The organism is Bradyrhizobium sp. 23AC (assembly GCF_054863025.1).
In genome coordinates this window covers 336,686-357,629 of the sequence record NZ_JAVAYN010000007.1, presented here as the reverse complement: position 1 = coordinate 357,629, position 20,944 = coordinate 336,686, and the positions used below count along the sequence as shown (strand labels likewise).

Genomic DNA, 20,944 nt, shown 5'->3' with positions numbered 1-20,944 from the left:
AAGGCCCCTTCACGTTAAGGGTAAACCTCAGGAGAGACTCGGTGCAGAGGTCGCGAACTGCTCGTCCTGAGTCTTGGACGGCAGCGCCTTGTGGACCTTGGCATAATCGATCACGTCGGCCAGCAATTTGAGGCCGAGCGGAGCGAGCGCGCGCTCCCAGAGTTCGCGGGCGGTCTCGCCCTTCTTCACGAAGCACCAGTCCTGGGCGGCGATGGCGCCGGCGTCCATGCGGTCGGCGAGATGATAGATCGTGCCGCCGGCGATCGGATCGCCTTCCTTGATAGTCCATTCCACGGCGGCCTTGCCGCGATGGCGTGGCAGCAGCGAGGGGTGATAGCCGATCCCGCCAAACTTGGCGGCGGCGAGCGCGTCCTTGCCGATCCGGGCGTGGCTGTGCGCCGTGATGATCAGGTCGGTATCGGGGGCAATCTCCGATGCCACCACCAGCTTCGGATTGGCCTGGACCGCGACCTCGATGCCGGCCGCCTTGGCGGTCGCGGCGAGCCGATCCTCGGCATCGGCGACGACGACCCGGACGACCGAGACGCTGTGCTCCCGGAGCATGTTCAGGGTGGTCACGCCGAAATGGCGGGAGCCGACGAGGGTAATGCGCATGGGTGTCCGATCCGGTCTCGCAACTGCGTCATCCCCCGATAACACGTCCGGACGCCGTGTCACCACCCGCGCAGCGTTTGCGCCGGTTATCAACAATCTGCCGACGTGGGGCGCGACGGATTTCGCGATTGCGCAGGCGGCCGTTCCGGTGCTCCATACGTGCATTGCACAGCTCGGAGCGAGTGCATGCGAGGCGCCTGGCTTTTCCTTTTCGCGACACTGATCGTAGCTCATCCGGCTCATGCCGGCGGGCCGTACCCTGCTGTGCCGCCGGAGACCGGGGTCGCGCCGTTCGTGGGGCCGACCTGGGACGCCTATCGTTGCGCCGGAGGGACGGTCACCAACTTCTATCACGGTGCCTATTACGGTGAGGAGCCGCCGGCGCTCTATCGCGGCTATGCGTACCGGCCGTATTATCGCTACGGCGCCTATCGCAGATATCCGCGCACCTATTTCTGCGTCACGGATTAAAGCGCGATGCGATTAGGATGAATCGTCATCGCGCTTTAGGTTGTTGTTTAAGCATGATCTTTTCGGAAAACCGCTGCGCACTTTTCCGGATCATGCTTTAGCGTTGCCGCGCGGCCACGATGGGCCTGCAAGCAGGCGATAAAAATCGGTTCCTGTGTTTGGTTTTTAACAGAGGTATTTCCGGCCGGCTGCTAGATATGCGCCTACCGGGGCTGGCGACATTTCAACCCGCATCCGTTTTCGAACCCGGCTTTGGCCGCTGGCGTAACCGCCAGCGGCCTTTTCGTGCCACGCATCACGAAATCATCGAATGGTAACACGATCTCAACCAGCCTGGCGTATCGACGAATCCGTCGCGGATTTGTATTGCGTACCGCGACACCGAAAATGTCCCGCCGGCCATTGTGCGCCGCGCGGGCCTTTTTCGCCGGGACAGATTTCATGCCGAGCGCAATAGAGCAGATCGTCGACAGCTATGTGCGGCTGAAGAACCGGCGTGGGCTCGACGAGCTGATGATGCACAGGCAGCGGCTTGCGGTCGATCTGAAGAGCAGGTCCGGCTATGATTTCAGCCTGCCGATTGGCCAGATCGACGAGGAGATCGCGATCATCGAGGCAGGACTCAGCCGGCTCAAGGCGGAAAATTCCAAAGCGGTCTAACGGGGGGCGAGGCGGGCTCTCGCGTGGGTTGGGGACGACGCATCGTCGCAGTCCGAGACCGGTTCATGCATGGTTCAGGCCGGCCATGTCTCAATCCCCGGGTCGTTTCGTGGGGCACGAATCCTGCTAGGCTTGTCCCCGTGATTTTGGAGGAGACCTCATGATCGAGCTTGCGCTGGCCGGCCTGCTGGCATTTGTAACCGTGCCTGCGGCATCGCCTGAGCCCATGGTGGAGCAAGTTCAGTTCAGGGCTGCTCCGGGCGGACGATGCCCGGACGGCTATGATTTCAACCACTCGAACGGCCGCTGCTACCCCAACGACTATCATGCGCCGGGTGTCTACACGCGGAATCCCGGGCCGCACGAATACTACGGACGCCAACGCGGCGGCGGCCTCTGTCCGCACGGCTACGACTACAATTACTCGAACGGCAGCTGCTATCCGAACGGGGCGCACGGGCCCGGCGCTTACGGACGTTCCGAAGCCTACGGACGACGCGGCGGGCTCTGTCCCGACGGCTACGATTACAACTATTCGCGCGGACAGTGCTTTCCGAACGGCGCACGCGCGCCCGGCATGTACGGGCGGTAATCGATCGCCGTGCTGAGGCCGGCGCGCTCAGTCGCGCCGGCCGCCGTCGATCACCGTGAACAGCGGCCGAGCCGGGGTCGGCTCGACCAGCAATTCCTCCACCAGCGCGGTGGCTGCATCGACATATTTGCGTGTCGGCTTGTCGAGGGGGCGCTTGGCCTCGTCGTCGAGCGCGATCTTTGCGGCTTCGACCAGCTTGCGCATGCGCGCCGCATGGTCGTCGCCCGCCGTCAGCGTCGCGCGCGCCAGCGAGCGCAGCACGAACAGCTCGCCCTCGAGGCGGAGCAGGCGGTCGTTGAGCTTGGTAAGGACGGCGTTGAGGTCGGCCATGTCTGCTGTTCGGCGCGGAGGATCCGTCCTGATCTAGCCGCGATCGGTGAACGGAGTCCAAACGGTACCGGTGCAATTCGGCCGATCCTCCGGTCCGTCCAGGATGACCGGCGCGGCGCAATCACAGGGCCGAGGACAGCCTACCACTCGACGTCGGCCCAGCGCCTGCCGAACACGGGCGGCCGTGTCTTCACCGCCTGCCAGCCGAAGAAATGATGCTTGCCGGACCAGGCGTGCACCACGCCGCTACAGATGCTGCATTTGAAGCTGCCGGTGTGGGCTTCGCTGTGCTCTTCCCTGGTCGCGGTGTAGTTCATGCCGCAACCCGCACAGCTGAATTCTTCGATCGTCCAGATGCTGTTGGCCATTTGACGGAATGCTTTTTGTTGACCTCGACCCACGGTAGTCACGGGCGTTTGCAGTGGCGTAAACCGGGGCAGGGAAATCCGGTTAACGGGCGTTAGCCACGCCCGGCCGCCATCGCGGGCCATGCGAGATCGGCGCGGCCTCGCAGCCGGATCAGCTGCCGCTTCGCATATCCCGGTCGATGCGCATCTGCACCCGCCTGACCGCGAGCTGCCGCAGCCTGCCTTGCACCCGTCCGGAGCGGACCCTGGCGCCGATCGCATAGGCATATTGCCAATAGCCCGGCGCGGCGTTCGGCCTCAGGGCATAGCGGATGCCGCGGTGCATTCCCGCGCGTGCATCGGATTCTCCAGGAGGGTCTGTCATCGTCTTTCGAATGCGGAATGGCCCGATGTGTTCCTAATCGTGGGCCCCGGCAGTTCCAGTCGCCTTGACGCCGGATGCGTTGCTGGCAATAACGGCTAGACCTCGCAAGCACCGGAAGTTGCGTTCATGCCGCAAGGAAAGCAGTGCCCGTGAAAAGTCTCCGTCAGCTCCTGACGGGAGAGGATGTCATCCAGCTCGTGATCCGGCTCGGCCTGCTCGCCCTGCTGATCATCTGGACCTTCCTGATCATCCGCCCGTTCGTGCCGATCCTGGCCTGGAGCGGCGTGCTCGCGGTCGCGTTCTATCCGGCCTTCAGCTGGGTCGCGAAAATCCTCGGCGGCCGGCCCAAGACCGCAGCAGTGATCCTGACCGTGATCACGCTCGGTATCGTCATTGGCCCGGCCACCTGGCTCGGCATCAGCGCGGTGGACGGCGTGCGTGAGCTGGCGCATCAGCTCGGCACCGGCGATCTGGCGCTTCAGTCCGCGCCCGAGCAGCTCAAATCGTGGCCGCTGGTCGGCCCCTTGCTCTACGAGCTCTGGGACCAGGCCTACACCAACGTCCGCGCGGTGGTACGCGAGGTAGCGCCGTATCTCCAGCCGCTGGCGGGCCCGCTGCTTTCGCTCGCGGGCGATGCCGGCGTCGGCACGCTCCAGTTCCTGGTGTCGGTGTTCGTGGCCGGCTTTTTGTTTCCACATGGGCCGCGGCTGGTCGCGGCCAGCCGCGGTTTCCTGTTTCGCATCGTGCCCGAGCAGACCGAGCATTTCCTGTCGCTCGCGGGCGCGACCATCCGCGCCGTGGCGCAGGGCGTGATCGGCGTCGCGATCGTGCAGGCGCTGCTCGCCGGCATCGGGTTCAAGCTCGCGGCGGTGCCGAGCGCCGGCCTTCTCGCCTTCATCGTGCTGCTGCTCTCGATCGTGCAGATCGGCGCGTTCCTCGTGCTGCTGCCTGTCATCATCTGGATCTGGACCGCCAAGGACGTCACCACGGCGCTGCTGCTCACCGTGTTTCTCGTCGTCGTCGGCTTCCTCGACACCATGTTGAAGCCGCTGGTGATGGGGCGTGGCCTGACCACGCCGACCATCGTGATCTTCGTCGGCGTGATCGGCGGCACGCTGGCCCACGGCATCGTCGGCCTGTTCATCGGGCCGATCATCCTGTCGGTGGCCTGGGAGATGATGATGGCCTGGATCAGGACTGAGGATCGGGCCGGGGCGGCCGAGGGCTGATCTCGCCTCGAACGGCGCGATCTTTCCGCCGTGTCGCGCCAGGACCCGGGGGATCGCGGCCTGTGATCAAAACGTGCCGGGAAACTTGTCTGTTCGACTAGACAAGTTACGATCGGGACGATTCTGGTTTCAATGACGGCAGCAATGGCGAAGTCTTCCAAACTGGTTGCCGCGCGGCGCGGCAAGGTCTTGTTGGTCAGACGCCGGTCGGACGGCCTGTGGATGTTCCCGGGCGGCCGCAAGCGCGCGCGCGAGTCCGACAAGGACTGCCTGCGGCGTGAGATCAGGGAGGAGCTGCCCAAGCTGAAGCTCGGCAGGATCAGCCTCTGGAAGGAAGTGACGGCGAGGAACAAGCGCTCCGGTCGCAAGATGAGCGACGCGATCTTCATTGCCAAGACGGCCAAAGGCAGGCTGGCGATCGGCGACAAGAAGGAGATCGACCGCGCCGCCTGGCAGAAGCCGCGCGGCATCCGTCTGACGCCGACCTCGCGCTATATCCGCGACCGCCTGTTTCCGAGGAAGCAGAGGCGGAAGGTGAGCTAGTCCTCGCGTCCCGCCGATCGTGTTCGTCCGGCGAACCTTCTCGACTGCTGCCCCTGCGGTTCGGGCGCCGCCAGCTTCGCGGCCTCGGCCTCGCGCATCTCCTTGCGGACCTTGCGCGCATCGCGCATCGCGCGCTTGACGAAGGGATGCTGGGAATCCTCGGCGAAGAACAGCACCACTTCGCAGCTCGGACATTGCCTGGAATAGCCGTCCTGCAACCGCCCGGCGCGATCGCGAAACACGTTCTTGCACCGCGTGCACTGAATCTGGACTGAACTCATGCGCGCACAACAATGATTTTGGGAAATGGATCGTCAGATGATCCCAAATGTCTGAAGAAAGCTTGAATGCCTTTGTGGCGAAATGCTCGCAGACCGCGCGGGCAAGCGTCATCTGCCGGCCGCGGCCGGCGGCGGAACAGGCCGGTTGGAAAACGGTCAGCCGCTATTCCTTGGCTGCCATCGTGTCCAGGCACTGGTTGAGAAAAGCGGTGCGATCCCTGGGCAGCACTTTCTCGAGATCCGCCTTCAGCGCGCATTCGCGCTGGCGCAACTGCTCGGCCCGGCGCTTCTCGGCCGCCTCGCGGAATTCGGGAGCAACCTTGTTGGGATCGACCAGCGGCTGTGAGCGGGCGGGAGCCGTCGCAAGCAGTGCAATGGCGGCGATGAAAAAGATTGGTTTCAAATGAGCCTCCGTAAAAGGAGGCATCCTAGCGTGCGACGGGTACGCGCTCAAACCGGGGAATGCGGTACCCCGTTCCGGCGTGATTGGCCGCTGGCGACTTTGGAACGACTTGGCACGACAAACGTCGAATCCTGGCTCCCGGCCCATCCCCAAGCCCCAAAACCCCCAGGCCGGGAGTAAACCTTCCCCACAAAGGTTGGCGACCTCGGTCTCACCGAGGTCGTTTGTTTGGCGTGTGTGAACCAGTTCACAAGCGCGCGGTGAAATCGCTGCTATGAAGACGTTATTGTTTGACCAGTTCATTTTGCTCGAAACGCCCCAGCGTGGCTCCAAGCGCTGGGGTTTTTCGTTTCTCTCCGGGCGCAGAATGTTTACAATCGCGCCAAGCGTCGCATCGACAGACGCAGATCTCGCGCCGCGCTAGTTCCGGCCCGAGCTCGATCAACAGCGAAATTGTCGGGATCGCGGCGCCGCGCCGAACGTTGCCGGCAGGCGTGCGTTCACCGGGCAAATCCCATATGCATGGCGAGAAGTCGCCGAATCGGAATGAGGGCGGCTGGCGTTCAGTTGACGACGGCTTACGACCAGAAACGGATTCAAGTGAGGCTTACCAAAAAGGCGCGGGTGGCCAAGACGCCGCCGAAGAAGGCGTCACCGCACAAGACGTCACCGAACAAGACAACGGCGAACAAGACGTCGCCACGCAAGGCGCTGCCAAACAAGACGTCGTCAAGGAAGAGCAAAGAGGCGCAGCGTACTGCGATCTCGTCCTCGTCGCCGCTCGGTGTGCTGGCACTCCATCTGCTTGCCCAATGGACGCAGTCCGGACGCAGCGGAATCGTTTTTCTCGCCGAGAGCGAGAACAGGGCGGAGCGGCTCGGCAGTGTCATTCACGCGCTCGACCCCTCCTGTGAGGTGCTGGTATTTCCGCGCTTGAACACTCTGCCGTTCGATCAGCTCGAGCCGTCGCACGAGCTCGCAGGGCGCAGAGCCTCCGTCCTGAGGCGCCTTGCGAAATCCAAGAAGCCGCTCTTTCTCGTCTCGACGGCGGAAGCGGTGATGGAGCGATTGCCGCCGCCGGCGAGCCTGTCGCGTCTGAGCGTGACCCTGAAGGTGGGCGGCACGTTCTCCGAACAGGATCTCGAGACGCACCTCGAAGCGCTCGGATACGATCTCGACGACGAGCCGGACTATCCGGGCGGAGCGCTATTCCACGGCCAGACCTTCGAGATATTTCCAGCCGGCGCGCTGGGGCCGTTCCGGATCGAGCATTCGGATCGCGCGATCAGGCGGATCGTGGCGTTCGATCCGAACGAGCACAGGATCATCTTCGAGACCAAGGAGCTTGTCGTCGATCCCATGTCGGAGCGGCTTGGCCTTGCCGGCAAACGCGGCAAGCGCGCGAGCCTGTTCGACTATTGCGGACGCGCCAAATGGATCGCCGATGCGGGCGTGCCGGTGCATGCCGACGGCTGGTTTGACACGATCGAGGAGGCCGCGCCGCGTGCGGAGCGCGAGCGCGAATATCTCGGACGGCGCGACTGGAAGCAGCTCTCTCGGGGCATGAAGGTGTTGCCGCGCGCCTCGTCCTTCCAGACCATCCCGGAGTTTTCGAAGCTGACAGCCTCCCGGAAGGCCCTGCGTGCCTTCGTCGAGGAGACGCGCCGGGCCGGATCGCGACTGATCCTCGCCGCAGCGCATGAGGACGATCTGCGCGTGATGGAGCGGATGAGCGGCCTCAAGGCGCAGCGTTGCGAAGATTGGGACGAGGCGGCGCGGGGGCGGAGCGGCGAGGCAGCGCTGCTGGCCGATCTCGATGCAGGCTTCGTCATGCCGGGGAAGAAGCCTCTCGTCGTCGTGACGGCGTCCGACGTGCTCGGCAGCCGGGCGCATCATCCGCAGCCGATGGCGCGCGCCTGGAGCGCGGCCTTCGACCATGCCGACGTGCCCGAGCAGGGTACGGTGGTCGTTCATCTCCAGCGCGGCCTCGGCGTGCTCGATGGCCTGCAGACCGTGAACACCGGCGGCGGCGCAATGCGGGAGATGATCCGCCTGAAGTTCGCCGGCGACAATGCGGTGCTGGTGCCGCCGCCCGATCTCGCCTTGATGTGGCCCTATGCAGCAGAGCTCGGCAAGCTTTCGCTCGACAAGGCGGACGGCAGCACGTGGTGGGCGCGCCGCGGTGAGGCCGAGCGCGAAATCCAGGTGGCAGGCAAGGCGCTGGCCAAGCACATCAGCCAGCGCCGCAAGCGGCGCGGCGACAAGCTGGTTCCGCCGGGGTCGGCCTACGAGAAGTTCGTCGCGCGTTTCCCTTACTTCACGACGACCGACCAGGCCAAGGCGATCGCCGACGTGCTGGACGATCTCGCGTCCGGCCACCCGATGGACCGGGTGATCTGCGGCGACGTCGGCTTTGGCAAGACCGAGGTGGCGCTGCGTGCGGCGGCCGCCGTCGTGCTGTCGGGCAAGCAGGTGGCGATCGCGGTGCCGACGACGGTGCTGGCACGGCAGCATGTCGCAACGTTCCAGAAGCGCTTTGCGCCATTCGACATCGAGGTGGGAAACCTGTCGCGGGCGACCTCGGGCGCGGAGCTGCGCGAGACCAAGGAGGGACTGCGCAGCGGCCGGATCAAGGTCGTGATCGGCACGCAGGCACTCGGTGGCAAGGACGTCAGGTTTGACGATCTCGGCCTCGTCATCATCGACGAGGAGCAGCATTTTGGCGCGGCCGAGAAGGCCAAGCTCTCCGGCCTCGCCAAGAATGTTCATGTGCTGATGATGAGCGCGACGCCGATCCCGCGCACGCTTGCCGCGGGGCTGGCCGGCTTCCGCGACCTCAGCGTGATCGCATCGCCCCCGGTGCACCGGCTGCCGGTTGCAACCAGGATCGCGCCGCTGTCGGATACGGCGATCGCCTCCGCGCTGCTGCGCGAGCAGCGCCGCCACGGCCAAAGTTTCCTGATCTGTCCGCGCATCCAGGATCTCGATCCGATGCTGGCGCGGGTGCAGGCAGTGGCGCCGGACCTGCGCATCGTCTGCCTGCACGGGAGACTAGCGGCCGACGAGATCGACGACCGCATGATGAGCTTCGTCGAGGGCAGGGCCGACGTCCTGCTCGCGACCAACATCGTCGAGAGCGGCCTCGACATCCCCCGTGCCAACACCATCGTGGTCTGCTGGCCGGAGAAGTTCGGCCTCGCCCAGCTGCATCAGCTGCGCGGACGGGTCGGCCGCGGCGGCATCCGCGCCTTCGCCCATCTCTTGACCGAGACGCAGTCCGGACAATCCGAGAAGCGGCTTGCGGTGCTCGAAGAGTTCAGCCGGCCCGGCGCCGGCTTTGCCATCAGCGAGCGCGACCTCGATCTGCGAGGCGCGGGCGATCTGTTCTCGGAGCAGCAATCCGGCCACGTCCAGGTGTTCGGGCCCGTGCTCTACAGCCATCTCCTGAAGATGGCTTCTGAGAAGCTCGATGAGGGGCAGGCGGTGTGGGTGCCTGACCTGAACCTGCCGGTCGCGGACATGCTGCCCGAGACCTATGTGCAGTCCGAGCCGGTGCGCCTCGAGCTCTATGCGCGCGCGGCAAGATGCACCGATGAGGACGATCTCGAAGACCTCGAGGAGGAAACCTCCCGCCGCTTCGGCCCGCAGCCGAAGGTCGCGCGCGACTTCTTCGCTGCAGCAAGGCTGAGGCTCGAATGCAAGCGCAGAGGTATCATCCGCCTCGACGTCGGCCCTGAGGCTGCGGCCGCGACGTTCCTGCCCGGACGCTTGCGGAAATCGAAGGGAAGGTCGTTGCAACGCGACGGCGATCGCGTGGTCCATCACGCCAAGATGCAGGACGCGCCGTTCGAGCGGGTCGAGGAGTTGTTCGAGCTGCTGGACGAGGGGTGAGGGCTCGCGCGTTCGTCAGCGCGAACAACTGCGAATTCGTAGCGGAGTCCCTGTTCCACCATTATAGTTAATCGGGGCGTGGCGAAGGAGATTGTCCGATGTCACATGCCATTCCTCCGATCATTGTCGCGATTGTCGCAAGCTCATGTCTGTTGGCCCTGGTGCAAGCAGGCGGCGCGAATGCCGGTTCGGCAGGAGCGGGCACGGGAACGGGGCCCGGTAGCGCTGGCGGCTCGGCGCCTTCTGGAATGGGGACGAGTGCGGGCAATGCAGGTCCTTCCGCACCCGCGGGGATGGGGACGAAGGACACCGCCCCCGGCGGAGATCTGGGCACCAACAGCCAACCGACCAATCCGAACGTTCAGCCCGCCACGCCCGCGAGGTCGCGGGCGGCAGCTCAGGCCGCGAGAAATGCCGGGGTTGGTCACGCTCAAAATGGCCTGCCGATCGGCGCGATTGGGAGCGGCACGAGCAATGAGGATCAAAAGGCCACTGGTTCGGCGTCCTCCCAAAACAGACTCCGGCCGGCAACACAGGCTCAGGGAAACACCGGAGTTGGCTCGGATGTTCAGTCAGGGAGAGGCTCGAGCCTTTCAGACCAGCGAGCCGCACGAGCCGGAGACAAGGTGCTGGATGCCAAGGCCCAGGTCGAGCGGCGAACGACTGTGTCGCGCAAACGCGCTACGAGCCCGATAGGACGAGGTTTGTAATCTGCGAGCGGATGGAGGAGCTGTTCGGAGTGCTGGACGAGGGGGAGGGCGCATCAAAATGCGAAAACAACCCCATGCACAGTAGCTAAGTGCTGCTGGCACAAGGTGTTTTGAAACCTGCGGCAAGGCTCGTTTGCTCCGTCGGGCAAAACAGAGGCATTCTGCCAAATTCGGAAAGGCCTTTGGTCAGATGCTGACCTAGGAACGGCTGCCGTAGGGTGGGCAAGGGCGCAGAGCGCCGTGCCCACGTCTTCTTTCATTGCAGCAGAAGTATGGTGGGCACGGCGTAAGAACGCCTTTGCCCACCCTACGGCAGCTGTCAGCGTAGCGCCTCTGGTCTTCGCACGTTCCCCGTAATCGGCCGGGGGCGGCGTGGTCGGCCGCTAACGTGGAATTAATCCAAAATGCTCACAATTTTAGACAGTTGTGTAAGGGTGCTGCGTACAAGGGGTCGTCGCGAGGACGGTCCAGGGGCGGTCTCCTGTTGCTCGCTCACTGGGGTCAATGCAGATGACCGCGACTTTCGAAACGACAAGCTTCGCTGAAGAGCTCGACGCTGCAGCCCTTGCAGCTGCCGCAGCGGAGCAGGAACCCGCGGTCCAGGAAACCCCAGTTCCGATCAAGCAGTCCAGCCGGAAATCGGTCCTGACCCTGTCGGTCTGTGCCTTGGCCATCAACGGCGCAGCGGCGATCTACACGTCGCCGTCCGATTTTCGGTCGCTGAACGTCGGCAGCCTGGTGGAACTGCTTCCGCGCCTGGAAGCATCCGTGCCGAAACCTGATCCGGTCGTCGCGGCCTTGAAGGACATTCAGTCGGCCCAGCAGCAACACACGGCTTCGCTGCAGGAGAACAATCAGGCCTTGCAGCAAAATGCGGCGTTGGCGCAGCAGGATTCAATGGTGCTGCTGTCGCTGCGACAGAGCATCACGGACGAACGGGTCGACGTGAAGAAGATATCGTCGCAGCTGTCCACGCTGATCGCGAAGATCGATACGCTGCAAAATGCGATGACGTCGGACGTCACCTCGTCCATTCGGAGGGCGCATGCGCGCTACGGACTGTCCGCCGCGATGCGCAAGCGGATGGTTCGCGAAGCACAGCCCCTGGGTCCCGTTTCGGTCGGAGGCGCGCCGCTGACTGTGCCGGCTGCGACGGCCGCTCCGGAAAGTTGACGACCGCAACTTCCGGATCGACCGAGGTCGCCCCGGGATTGGCCGTCAGGTCCGACAGTCCGTCATTTCGCGGCGTGGTCGATCTTGTGCTGCAGATGCCCGGTGTCGTGATCGCGACGCAACTGGCTCAGCGACGTCTCGTTCAGCTGAAGCAGGACCTCGCTGAGCTCAGTCGTATCGGGATAGCCGGCCGCAAAACCCCTTCCGTAAATCTTGCGCAACGTGCCGACCAGCGTGTTGCCGTGCTTCTTGCTAATCGCGCCATCCTTGTCGCGGTGGCGGCCATCCAGGCCGTGTTCCTTCATGGTTCGCTCCCTGTGCGGCGTCTTGAGCGCCTCCAGAGAGCCTGCTCCCAAACGAGTTGACTGGCAATGGTATCGCGCGCGGCAGTTGCGAGCTGCCTGCACCACCGCAAAGGCTCGCGCTTCTCTCCAGCTTGTGAAGCCGCGCTCGATTGTAGTGAGCCGATCGGCGCATCAGATAAGAGCGGGCGATTGCTCGATTGGAGTTGATGCGATGCGCGCTGTTCTTGCCATGGGTCTGTTGCTGGCGCTGTGCACCTCCGCAAACGCCGCGCCGGTGCATCACCCCCGCGCACGCCATCCTGCGGTGGACCGGCCCCGCGCGAATGCAATTCCGGCGGCGCGCTTTGCCGTCCCTGGCTGGAGCGACGATGCAACGCTGCGCTGGCTGAACAACGCCTCGTCAAACGTCGGCCGAGGCGGATAGCCGCGGAAACGGGCGCTGATGATGGTTCGAATGGCCCGGAAGGGCGGGGCGGCTAGGCGGCCTGCTCTTCGAAGGAAGTGTAGACCCGGCCGGCGGGATCAACGACCTGAACGTCCCAGCACCCGTCCTCTGTAAGCTCTTTGGCTTTCTTGAGGGCGGCGGCGAGTGACAGCCGCTTGAGACTGACGACGCCCGCCGTGTCGAAACCGTTGATTTCAAACATGCCGTTCCTCCGGTTTTGGTGAATCCTACACGTTTCCGGCGGGTTGTCAGCGAGTTTTTGAGAGTGACTCCCGGAGCGGCTGCAGATGCCAAGCACTAGCAGGGAGCGGCAGTTGAGGCACTGTCGCCGGCAGGCGTGGAGCGCGATCAGCAACTTCGGCCTCAAGTCAGTGGGATGGTGTGTCCACCCGCAGACAGGGACGGCACTGGCAGGCGTGTACTGCGGGAAGCGTGAAGACTGCAGGCAGCGTGGCCAAAAACGTCATCGGCCGTCTGCACTTGGAGCAGATCAGAACGGGCGGGCTGTCTTTCGCTACGCAGATCATCGTCAAAAATGCCTGGAGGGGTAGGGCACAATAGGCAGATGCTGCGTGGAGTTCATCTCGGGGCGACTACTGGGCTCTATCGGAATTTGGCGGTTTCTTTGCGATAAGAGTGCCGTTGGGGATTGCACCGGTCGCGGTGGCGCTGCTTGCAACGAACGATGGGATTCGAAAGTGCTCAACCCATTCTACGTGCTACATGGGCAAGGTCGCGAATGGGGGATTGAGACCACTTTGGCTTTGACGAGATCGCCATCGTGGTCGGACATTCGAGAAGCATGTCTTGCCGCTACGCCAACGAAACTTCGGCCGCACGTTCTCGCCTTCATTAACTTTTGGCTGAAGCAACATATGTTGGTGCCGGAACAGCGCCGGGAGATTTTAGTCCGATTGCATCATTGTCCCGATTGGTCCAGCGACGGGCCAATCCAAGTTTCTTCGAAGCTTGGTTGGGGGCTTGCACGACATGCGAGAACATCATGGTCAAGCGGTTGACGCCGCTGTGCTGCTGCGTGAACGCCAAGAACAGCTCACGTCTCAATTGTTCGAATTGGAAAGTCTTCGCGCCCGCGTGCTTGAGGCGAGGCGGCGCGCACAGATCACCGCCGATCTCGATACGGTGACAGCGCGGGGAACAGCGTTCCGTGATCCACGTCAACAACGGGCCCCAGTCAGCCCTCCGCAATCATCCCGGCCATGACTCCGAACGACGAACCATCGGCCCCGCCGAGACCAAAGCCCGCCCGCGACACGCGGCGCATGGACGAGGCCTTGGCTAACATCGAAGCGTATGCGGACGATCTGCGGGAGCTGATCAGGAAGCTCCGGAGGCGATTGCATTGACGGTCCGTTGCCCCGACGCTGCCGAACTTGGGCCCGGCCGGAGGCTCACAACGCACCTACGTGCTGCAGACCCCGAAAGCTGAAGACAAGTCGAGCAAATCAGTTGGACGATGTCCGCAAAAACTGGCCCGCGGCGGCGCGCCTTTTTAGGGCCGAGACGGGGCAGTCGCGGTCTTCCGCTCAAGCATGGCCATTTCAACTTGGTCAGCCAGGACCGTGAGGTGGCTTGCAAGCCGGTCGAACACTTCGCGCTTGCCTGGATCGGTTGCCAAATCGCGGATCAGGGCGCATTCGGCCGCATCTTTCCGAAGCTTCTCGATCTGAGCCAGATAATCCTTCATTGGGCAATTGCTCCGTTCCCCGCAAATGGAACGTACAGGCAATGTACGAAAGCGAACAGAAGTGATTGCCGCATTTTCCTAGTCTACGGTGGCTTTGGCCTTCCCCAAAAAAGGTCACAAGCACCTCCAGCGGCCCCGGCCTCCCCACCCCAGAAGCCCCCCACGGCCGGGGCCGTCCCCTGGCGATAGCCCGACCGATCGATCGCATCCCGTGAAGTTGATCTTCTCCGCGTTCGCGATATCGGGCGTTGAGCCATTTTGCGGCGCGCGCCGCTGCGACTACGGCGCGGCACTTTCAATAGGAACTGTCCTCTGGCCACCGCATTTCCGACTTGCATAGTTTTCCCGGTTGTCTCGGTCGGTCTTCAAGTGGCCCAGGGGGCGTACAATGGGCACTGGTGATCACACCGCTGTGCTGAAACAGCGTTTCGACGAGCTTGCTTCCGGGCTTTCCGAGTTGGAAAATTTGCGCTCCCGCGTGATCGCGGCCGAGCAAATGCAAAAGATGCGTAGCGCCGACCGCAAACCGGCCGCACCAATCCACCGGACTGTTAAACTCAAATCATCGTCGGCAAAACCCGATCGGCCAAAGAGGCGCCTGGCGCGGCCGCCCAGCGTCGGGCAATGACGTCGACGCCGGGCTTCCGGCAATGCCAATGCCGGCTAGATTTTGGCAACCGTCATCAGCATTCGAGCGTGGCCGAAATATTCAACTAGTGAACTACGCGAAGAAAATAGTAGCCGACGCCGCCGATGACGAGCACCGTGGGGACGGCCCAGAGTATGAATACCGGCATGTCTACCTCCTTCAGTTACCTCCGGTAGCGGGATAACTTGGCAGAGATGGTGCCGTTCCCGCCTTCTAAAGCCGGGCATAATCTTCGCGTTGCACGGCTTGAGCTTCGGGAGATTCAGATTAGCGCGTTGAGCACTTGCGAAACCCATCGCAGGCAAGTCGCTCGGTCACTTCGCGGGCTTTTGAAGATTGCTCCGATATCGCGGATCGCAGCGGTGCTGACCGCAACGAGTGATGGGTTTTGCAAGAGCTCAAACCGACTTACGCGCCGAGTGCTATTCTAGCGGAATGGTGTCGACGCGCAGACAGGGGCGGCACTGGAAAGCATGGACTGCAGGCAGATTGAGGATGGCGGGGAGCGTGGCCAAAAACGTCATCGGCCGTCCGCACTTGGAGCAGATCAGAACGGGCGGGCTGTCTTTCGCTACGCAAACCATCGCCAAAATGCCTGGAGGGGTAGGGCACAATAGGCGGATGCTGCGGGGAGTTCATCTCGGGGCGACTACTGGGGTTTATCGGAATTTGGCACGCTCGTTTGCGGCGACGAGCTACCAGAGCTCTATTGCGCATGAACTAGAGTGCGAACCATGCTCGGCGTCGAAATCGCGACCGGCCGTCACCGAATTGTACATTCCTCAGTCCGGAGACGTCGATTGCGTTTTTCGCCTTAGGCCACGCTACCTTCCGAAGTTCGCGCGACGAGGTCGCAGGGGGAGGTGCTTCTCGAGCTCTGCTCAAGCTCAATTGGCAGGTCAGAAGTCCCCGGTCGGGTGCGCTTCTACAGCGGCAAGTACGGACCAGCGACAGAAAAGGGCGATTTTCAGAACCCGCTGTCGCTAGACGTCAGCGCATGTCGAGATGGAACGACACTCCGCTTAGAGACCGTGTCCTCGGGCTTGTGGGACTGACGCGCCAAAGCGCCTCCGGAAGGGGATGGGGACTTTTCGCGTAGGCCTAGTGCAACACGCGGGCGGCCTCGGCGAGCCGAACCCTTTCTCTCAGCTCCTCGAGCTCCTGAAGCATTTTCAGGAGATCGGGCAGGACGTTTGCCCGCTTCAAAATTCGGGTCGTTTGTCCCATCGCTATACGCCTCCATGGCCTCCTGACGGCGAGCCACATCAAGGCGCACACAGGCAAATTTTCCCCTGCAAGGGAATGAACAATCTTAACCAGATCATGTTGGGATGATCGCGGAGCCTGGACAACGCGAAGCGATCCTTTGCCGGGGATTGCGCGTCATCCGCGATAGGCGGGCCATCGGCCTTGCCGGGCCTGATCGGCTCAGCGGTTGCCAAGCCAGCGGAGACAAAGCGCGGCTCGATATCAGACAGGCGGACATCATCAGGCCAGCGATCGGCGCTACGTGATGGCCGCAGGGCAGTAAACCACGGCGCCCTGCAAGCCCATCTCGCGCATCTTGCCGAACGTGATCTTCACCGGTCGGCCGTCCGCGTGCGTGGGCGTGTGGCGTCGAGCAGAGCCGGGCATGCCGCTATCGAAGCGCGGCGCAAGCCGGAGTCGAGTTATCAATTACTTGGGCTTCGGAACGCGCGAGCGCCCCGTAGGTGTGCAAAGATCACTGTGACGATCTACCGGGGGCTGGTCGCCTTTGGAAAATTTCACCCTGGCCTCCGTGATGATTGCGCCCACGCGATCGAGATAACGCGCAACCAGTTCCGTCGCAGGTATGTCCTTAAACTCCGCAGGAATGTTCTTCATGTTCACGCGCAATCGATTTGCCAACACGGTGCCCACACAGAGCTTTTTCGGTTCGGCTGGTCTTGTTGGCTAAGCTATTGATCCGGCTTTTGGTGAGCGCGCTGGGGCTCGAACCCAGGACCCCGTGATTAAAAGTCACGTGCTCTACCGGCTGAGCTACGCGCTCCCATGGCCGCTGATGGCACGCAGAGATCGCCATCGTGGTCGGACATTCGAGAAGCATGTCTTGCCGCTACGCTTAAGCTGTCGTCGCGGGGAAAAACCGGCTGTTTCCGGATCATGCTTTCGGCCCGCGCTGTGTAGGGGGATGGCGCGCTGAGGTCAATAGCGGGGGTGGTTGCTGAGAGTCTTGGCAGGAGCGGGGATTTGCTTGCTCCCTCCGCTGGTTAGGCGGGGAGTTTCAACCCGATTGGCGGGCCGTCATCCACGCCGAACTGTCAGGGGTCGCCGGACCGGCTCGGCCTGCATGCTTCGCCCGGCGATGCGGAGCATCGTCCGGAGACGCCCGCTTTGGCGGGCTCCTCACCATGAGGGTCTATCACTTCGCCTCCCGCCGCACCTCGTTTGGCACGGGCTGCGGCGTGCCGGGGGCCGGAAGCGCGACCGGGCGCAGGCCGATCAGCTCGGCGGTGCGGATCGCGCTGTCGCGCCAGAACTGGAACGAGTTGATGCGGCTGAGCTCGAGGATGGCGATGGCGACGGCGGCCAGGAACGGCAGGCTCTGCAGCACCAGCACCCCGGCGAAGATGTAGATCTCCGTGATCTGGCGGTAGCTGTTGGAGGCGATCAGCACGCCGGCGCCGATCAGCAGCAGGGCGCCGATCACGGCCTCCCAGAACGCCTGGAACTCGATCGACATCCTGGACAGGCCGCCCTTGGAGGTGCGGGCGAAGGCGATGTGCTCGGTGATGAGACCCTGCGCCACCGCGCGCGACACCGTCCACTGCACGCTCATCGCCGCGATCATGGCGCCCAGCATCTGGCCGGGCTTGATCGCGACGCGGGCGCGATACATCGACAGGAAGTGCGCCAGCGAGACGATGAAGGCGCCGATGATCGGCAGCGTCAGGATCTTGTCGGGGATGGCGATGTCGGCGAAGGCGACGATCGGCACCCAGACGAGGTTGAGCAGCGCCACGACCACGCCGAGGCTTTCCGCGCCCAGCCAGTTCAGCCAGCCCAGGCCATATTCGCGCTTCTGGTCGGGCGTCAGCCGGCTCTTGCCGGGCAGGAAGTAGCGCCAGTGCTTCTTCACGATCTGGAGGCCGCCATAGGCCCAGCGGTGACGCTGCTTCTTGAAGGCCTCGTAGGTGTCGGGGAGGAGGCCCTGGCCGTAGCGGTGGTTGGTGTAGTGGGTGGTCCAGCCGAGCTCCTGGATCGCAAGGCCGAGATCTGAATCCTCGCAGATCGTGTCGGACGACCAGCCGCCGGCCATGTCCATCGCCGCGCGGCGGATCAGGCACATCGTGCCGTGCACGATGATGGCGTTGGCCTCGTTGCGCTGGACCATGCCGATGTCGAAGAAGCCGGCATATTCGCCGTTCATGATGTAGTGCATGATCGACAAATCGCCGTCGCGATGCTCCTGCGGCGCCTGCACGAGGCCGACACGCGCATCGGCGAAGGCAGGCACGAGGTCCTTCAGCCAGTCGGGATCGACGGCATAGTCGGCATCGAGGATGCCGATGATCTCGGCATCCGCCGCGGTCCGGTCCATCGCAATCCGAAGAGCGCCGGCCTTAAAGCCCTGCACCTTCTCGGCGTTGATGAACTTGAAGCGTTCGCCGAGCGCGCGGCAATGGTCCTGGATCGGCTGCCAGAACGCGGGGTCCGGCGTGTTGTTGATGATGACCACGCATTCGTAGTTCGGATAGTTCAGCCGCGACAGCGCATCCAGCGTCTGCTTGAGCATCTCGACCGGCTCGAAATAGGCGGGGATGTGGATCGAGACCTTCGGGCAGTAATCTGCCGGAACGTTCTCGACCGGCTTGCCCTTGCTGAGCAGCCGCTGCGGCGACCGGCCGAAGGCGACTGCTGCGATCTCGTCGATGCGCGCCATCGCAATGAGGACGAGCGGAACAAGCAGGATCATGCCGAGCGTCAGCGCGAAGGCCGAGCCGAAGATGAAGTAATGGCTGTTCCAGAACGCGAAGACCGTCGCGGCCCAGGCGCCGACGCCGTTGGCGGTCGCCGACAGCAGGAAGGCCTGCTTCGCGGTCGGCTTTTCAATCCGCAGGATCGGCAGCGACAGCAGGATGCCGACCAGCAGCGCGATGCCCATCAGCTTCCAATAGTCGGGGTTCTCGACCGGACCGGTCCAGGCGAATTTCGGCTCGCGGCTGGCGTTGAGGATGCCCCAGTAGGGACCGACGCCGCCTTCGAAGAATTTCCAGGGCTGATCGATGGCTTCGACGATGTTGTATTCCATGCCGATGGCTTCGGCGCGGCTGACGAAGTTGCGCAGGATCAGGGCCTGCTGGAACGCACCCGGGTCGGCGTTGCGCAAATTGTAGCCCTGGCTCGGCCAGCCGAACTCGGCGATCACGATGCGCTTGCCGGGGAACAGGTTGCGCAAGAGATTGTAGCGGTCGACGGCCTGGTCGACTGCCTGGTCGGAGCGGAAGTTTTCCCAATAGGGCAGCACGTGGGCGGCGATGAAATCGACGCTGGAGCCGAGGTCGGGATTGTCGCGCCAGATGTTCCAGATCTCGCCGGTGGTGACGGGCACGCGGACCGAGCCCTTCACCTTCTTGATCATGTCGATGAGGTCTTCGACCTTCTGCTCGCCGCGGTAGATCACCTCGTTGCCGACGACGACGCCGACGACGTTGCTGTTCTTGCGGGCGAGCTCGATGGCGGCCTTGATCTCGCGCTCGTTGCGATCCTTGTCCTTGTCGATCCAGGCGCCGACGGTGACCTTGAGGCCGAACTCGGCCGCGATCGGCGGCACCAGTTCCACGCCGCCGGTCGACGAATAGAGGCGGATCGCGCGTGTCATGGTCGACAGCGTCTTCAGGTCGGCGCGGATTTTCTCGACCGTCGGGATGTTGTCGATGTCGGGGTGGGCCGAGCCTTCGAACGGCGCGTAGGACACGCTCGGCAACAGGCCCTTGAAATCGGGTGCGGGTTCCTTGTCGCGCAAGACTCCCCATAGTCCTGCGTGAAGCGCAGACACGAGCAACAGAACGGCGGCGACAACGCGCATCGCGGCTAAACCAAAAGGGGCTGAGGGGGCAGGGAAGCGGATCCGACCCCGAGATCCGACCAAGTCCGCGGCAAAGGGAGCATATCTCCGCCGCACGGTTTCACAACTGTCATGGCCTCATGTCCTTATGAGGGCATGGCCTTTTTCGAACGACGCGCGGCGGTGCCAACCGCGTCTATGGCCGATCGTTCCTGAACGACAGCTGAAACGATCGCGGCTATTTCTGGGGCGCCGGCGTCGGGCTTGCCGCGGGCGATGGGCTGGCGGCCGGCTGCGGCTGCGCGTTGTTGGCAGCGGGAGCGGCCGGCTGTGCCGCTGCGGCCGCCGCCTGCTGCGGCTGGGCCGCCGGGTTGATCCAGCAGGCGTGCACGCGGCTGTCCAGGGTCTCGGCGACCTTGGGATCGATCTGGCCGCCGAACCGGGTCAGGCAGCGGAAGGCGGCCTGGATGTGGCCGCCGGGGCAGCCGAAGCGGTCGTAGAGGTCGAGATGGCGGAACGCGGTATCGAGGTCATCCCGCCACATCAGGCGCACCACGCGGCGGCCGAGCCAGACGCATTCGGGGTTGCCGGCCGGGCCGCTGATGACCTGGGCTGCCTCGGCGAATTCATCGGTGCGGCGCTGGTTCTGGGCCGCATCCTTGGCGGCGTCGGCGGGCTGGGCGGCGGCCTTGCCCTGGTCCGGTGCGGGCGTGCCGCTCTGGGCGGAGGCGCCACCGAGACCGGCGAGAACGAGAAGGCAGGAGACGGCCAAGGTGGCGGCGAACTGCCGCAGGACCGCATTTCGTGACTCGAACACCCGTTGCCGCATGAATTCCCCAATGTATCCGCTGGCCGTCCGCGTCAGGATCCCGCGGACGCGCCGGTGATGGCGTCCAAATGGGTCTCCAATGCGGCGGAAAAGTCTTTCGGAGTCCATGACCTGTATTTGGAATTTTGTCCAGCAAAGTCACGATGCTAGGCCCCGGTCGAACGGCCGCAGCCCAATTCCTTTGGGGCAGGGTGGATCCTTAAGTGTGGATCGGCATTTGGACACCCGTTTGGACACCCTCTTTGGACACCCCCTTGGCAGACGGCGTGCAAGCAGGTAATCGACGGACCCTTCGCGGAGGACGGAACCGATTTCTCTTCGTACGCCA

21 protein-coding genes and 1 tRNA gene are annotated in these 20,944 nt (G+C 63.5%); 9 read left to right on the top strand and 13 right to left on the bottom strand.

Going from position 1 to position 20,944, the window contains the following annotated elements; genetic code table 11:
- Positions 1 to 27: 27 nt before the first annotated feature.
- Positions 28 to 615 carry a formyltransferase family protein gene (locus RAD10_RS19765; RefSeq protein WP_461618854.1) on the bottom strand — a complete coding sequence of 196 codons (588 nt, stop codon included), beginning with the start codon at positions 613 to 615 and terminating at the stop codon, positions 28 to 30.
- Positions 616 to 801: 186 nt separating this feature from the next.
- On the opposite strand from RAD10_RS19765, the gene RAD10_RS19760 reads away from it, so the two are divergent.
- From RAD10_RS19760 to RAD10_RS19750, 3 genes are all read left to right on the top strand, one after another.
- Positions 802 to 1,086 (top strand): hypothetical protein, encoded by a 285-nt coding sequence (locus tag RAD10_RS19760; RefSeq protein ID WP_091963402.1) that lies wholly within the window; start codon positions 802 to 804, stop codon positions 1,084 to 1,086.
- A gap of 441 nt (positions 1,087 to 1,527) precedes the next feature.
- The gene (locus RAD10_RS19755; protein WP_461618853.1) at positions 1,528 to 1,746 is read left to right on the top strand and encodes a hypothetical protein; all 219 of its coding nucleotides are present in this window, start codon (positions 1,528 to 1,530) and stop codon (positions 1,744 to 1,746) included.
- A 160-nt stretch (positions 1,747 to 1,906) separates the two neighbouring features.
- A complete protein-coding gene (locus RAD10_RS19750) occupies positions 1,907 to 2,338 on the top strand; it encodes a hypothetical protein (protein WP_461618852.1) in 432 nt (143 codons plus the stop codon).
- 27 nt (positions 2,339 to 2,365) lie between these two features.
- On the opposite strand, the gene RAD10_RS19745 is transcribed toward RAD10_RS19750, so the two are convergent.
- From RAD10_RS19745 to RAD10_RS19735, 3 genes are all read right to left on the bottom strand, one after another.
- Entirely contained in the window at positions 2,366 to 2,668 is a 303-nt protein-coding gene (locus RAD10_RS19745; protein ID WP_461618851.1) for a hypothetical protein, read from the bottom strand.
- Positions 2,669 to 2,808: 140 nt separating this feature from the next.
- Entirely contained in the window at positions 2,809 to 3,036 is a 228-nt protein-coding gene (locus tag RAD10_RS19740) for a hypothetical protein (protein WP_461618850.1), read from the bottom strand.
- A 151-nt stretch (positions 3,037 to 3,187) separates the two neighbouring features.
- Positions 3,188 to 3,400 carry a hypothetical protein gene (locus RAD10_RS19735; RefSeq protein ID WP_461618849.1) on the bottom strand — a complete coding sequence of 71 codons (213 nt, stop codon included), beginning with the start codon at positions 3,398 to 3,400 and terminating at the stop codon, positions 3,188 to 3,190.
- 149 nt (positions 3,401 to 3,549) lie between these two features.
- Between RAD10_RS19735 and RAD10_RS19730 the strand changes: the two genes are divergently transcribed.
- A complete protein-coding gene (locus RAD10_RS19730; protein ID WP_461618848.1) occupies positions 3,550 to 4,629 on the top strand; it encodes an AI-2E family transporter in 1,080 nt (359 codons plus the stop codon).
- Positions 4,630 to 4,773: 144 nt separating this feature from the next.
- Complete coding sequence (locus tag RAD10_RS19725; RefSeq protein ID WP_165637610.1) at positions 4,774 to 5,172, top strand: NUDIX hydrolase; 399 nt, start codon at positions 4,774 to 4,776, stop codon at positions 5,170 to 5,172.
- Here RAD10_RS19725 and RAD10_RS19720 read toward each other — a convergent pair.
- Together RAD10_RS19720 and RAD10_RS19715 are read right to left on the bottom strand one after the other, a co-directional pair.
- Positions 5,169 to 5,453, bottom strand: a complete 285-nt coding sequence (locus RAD10_RS19720) for a hypothetical protein (RefSeq protein ID WP_028144533.1) — start codon at positions 5,451 to 5,453, stop codon at positions 5,169 to 5,171. The two genes, RAD10_RS19725 and RAD10_RS19720, sit on opposite strands and share 4 nt — an antisense overlap.
- A 163-nt stretch (positions 5,454 to 5,616) precedes the next feature.
- Positions 5,617 to 5,856: a hypothetical protein gene (locus RAD10_RS19715; protein WP_461618847.1), complete on the bottom strand. Its 240-nt coding sequence runs from the start codon at positions 5,854 to 5,856 to the stop codon at positions 5,617 to 5,619.
- Between the two features lie 786 nt (positions 5,857 to 6,642).
- Between RAD10_RS19715 and RAD10_RS19710 the strand changes: the two genes are divergently transcribed.
- Positions 6,643 to 9,747, top strand: a complete 3,105-nt coding sequence (locus RAD10_RS19710; RefSeq protein ID WP_461618922.1) for a DEAD/DEAH box helicase — start codon at positions 6,643 to 6,645, stop codon at positions 9,745 to 9,747.
- A gap of 1,214 nt (positions 9,748 to 10,961) precedes the next feature.
- Entirely contained in the window at positions 10,962 to 11,630 is a 669-nt protein-coding gene (locus tag RAD10_RS19705) for a hypothetical protein (RefSeq protein WP_461618846.1), read from the top strand.
- 62 nt (positions 11,631 to 11,692) lie between these two features.
- On the opposite strand, the gene RAD10_RS19700 is transcribed toward RAD10_RS19705, so the two are convergent.
- Positions 11,693 to 11,935: a hypothetical protein gene (locus RAD10_RS19700; protein ID WP_461618845.1), complete on the bottom strand. Its 243-nt coding sequence runs from the start codon at positions 11,933 to 11,935 to the stop codon at positions 11,693 to 11,695.
- Positions 11,936 to 12,146: 211 nt separating this feature from the next.
- Between RAD10_RS19700 and RAD10_RS19695 the strand changes: the two genes are divergently transcribed.
- Positions 12,147 to 12,359 (top strand): hypothetical protein, encoded by a 213-nt coding sequence (locus tag RAD10_RS19695; protein ID WP_461618844.1) that lies wholly within the window; start codon positions 12,147 to 12,149, stop codon positions 12,357 to 12,359.
- 52 nt (positions 12,360 to 12,411) lie between these two features.
- Here the strand turns inward: RAD10_RS19695 and RAD10_RS19690 are convergent, their stop codons facing one another.
- The 3 genes from RAD10_RS19690 to RAD10_RS19680 form a co-directional block, all read right to left on the bottom strand.
- Positions 12,412 to 12,582, bottom strand: coding sequence for a hypothetical protein (locus RAD10_RS19690; protein ID WP_018317950.1), 171 nt, complete (start codon positions 12,580 to 12,582; stop codon positions 12,412 to 12,414).
- A 650-nt stretch (positions 12,583 to 13,232) separates the two neighbouring features.
- Positions 13,233 to 13,562 carry a hypothetical protein gene (locus tag RAD10_RS19685; protein WP_461618843.1) on the bottom strand — a complete coding sequence of 110 codons (330 nt, stop codon included), beginning with the start codon at positions 13,560 to 13,562 and terminating at the stop codon, positions 13,233 to 13,235.
- Positions 13,563 to 13,893: 331 nt separating this feature from the next.
- The gene (locus RAD10_RS19680) at positions 13,894 to 14,088 is read right to left on the bottom strand and encodes a hypothetical protein (protein ID WP_201760139.1); all 195 of its coding nucleotides are present in this window, start codon (positions 14,086 to 14,088) and stop codon (positions 13,894 to 13,896) included.
- Positions 14,089 to 14,476: 388 nt separating this feature from the next.
- Here RAD10_RS19680 and RAD10_RS19675 point away from each other — a divergent pair, with 388 nt between their 5' ends.
- Positions 14,477 to 14,716 (top strand): hypothetical protein, encoded by a 240-nt coding sequence (locus tag RAD10_RS19675; RefSeq protein ID WP_461618842.1) that lies wholly within the window; start codon positions 14,477 to 14,479, stop codon positions 14,714 to 14,716.
- A 1,977-nt stretch (positions 14,717 to 16,693) separates the two neighbouring features.
- Here the strand turns inward: RAD10_RS19675 and RAD10_RS19670 are convergent.
- From RAD10_RS19670 to RAD10_RS19660, 3 genes are all read right to left on the bottom strand, one after another.
- Positions 16,694 to 16,769, bottom strand: a tRNA-Lys gene (locus RAD10_RS19670).
- 372 nt (positions 16,770 to 17,141) lie between these two features.
- Positions 17,142 to 19,808 carry a glycosyltransferase gene (locus tag RAD10_RS19665; RefSeq protein WP_461618841.1) on the bottom strand — a complete coding sequence of 889 codons (2,667 nt, stop codon included), beginning with the start codon at positions 19,806 to 19,808 and terminating at the stop codon, positions 17,142 to 17,144.
- 217 nt (positions 19,809 to 20,025) lie between these two features.
- Entirely contained in the window at positions 20,026 to 20,616 is a 591-nt protein-coding gene (locus RAD10_RS19660) for a hypothetical protein (protein ID WP_028144541.1), read from the bottom strand.
- Between the last annotated feature and the right edge of the window lie 328 nt (positions 20,617 to 20,944).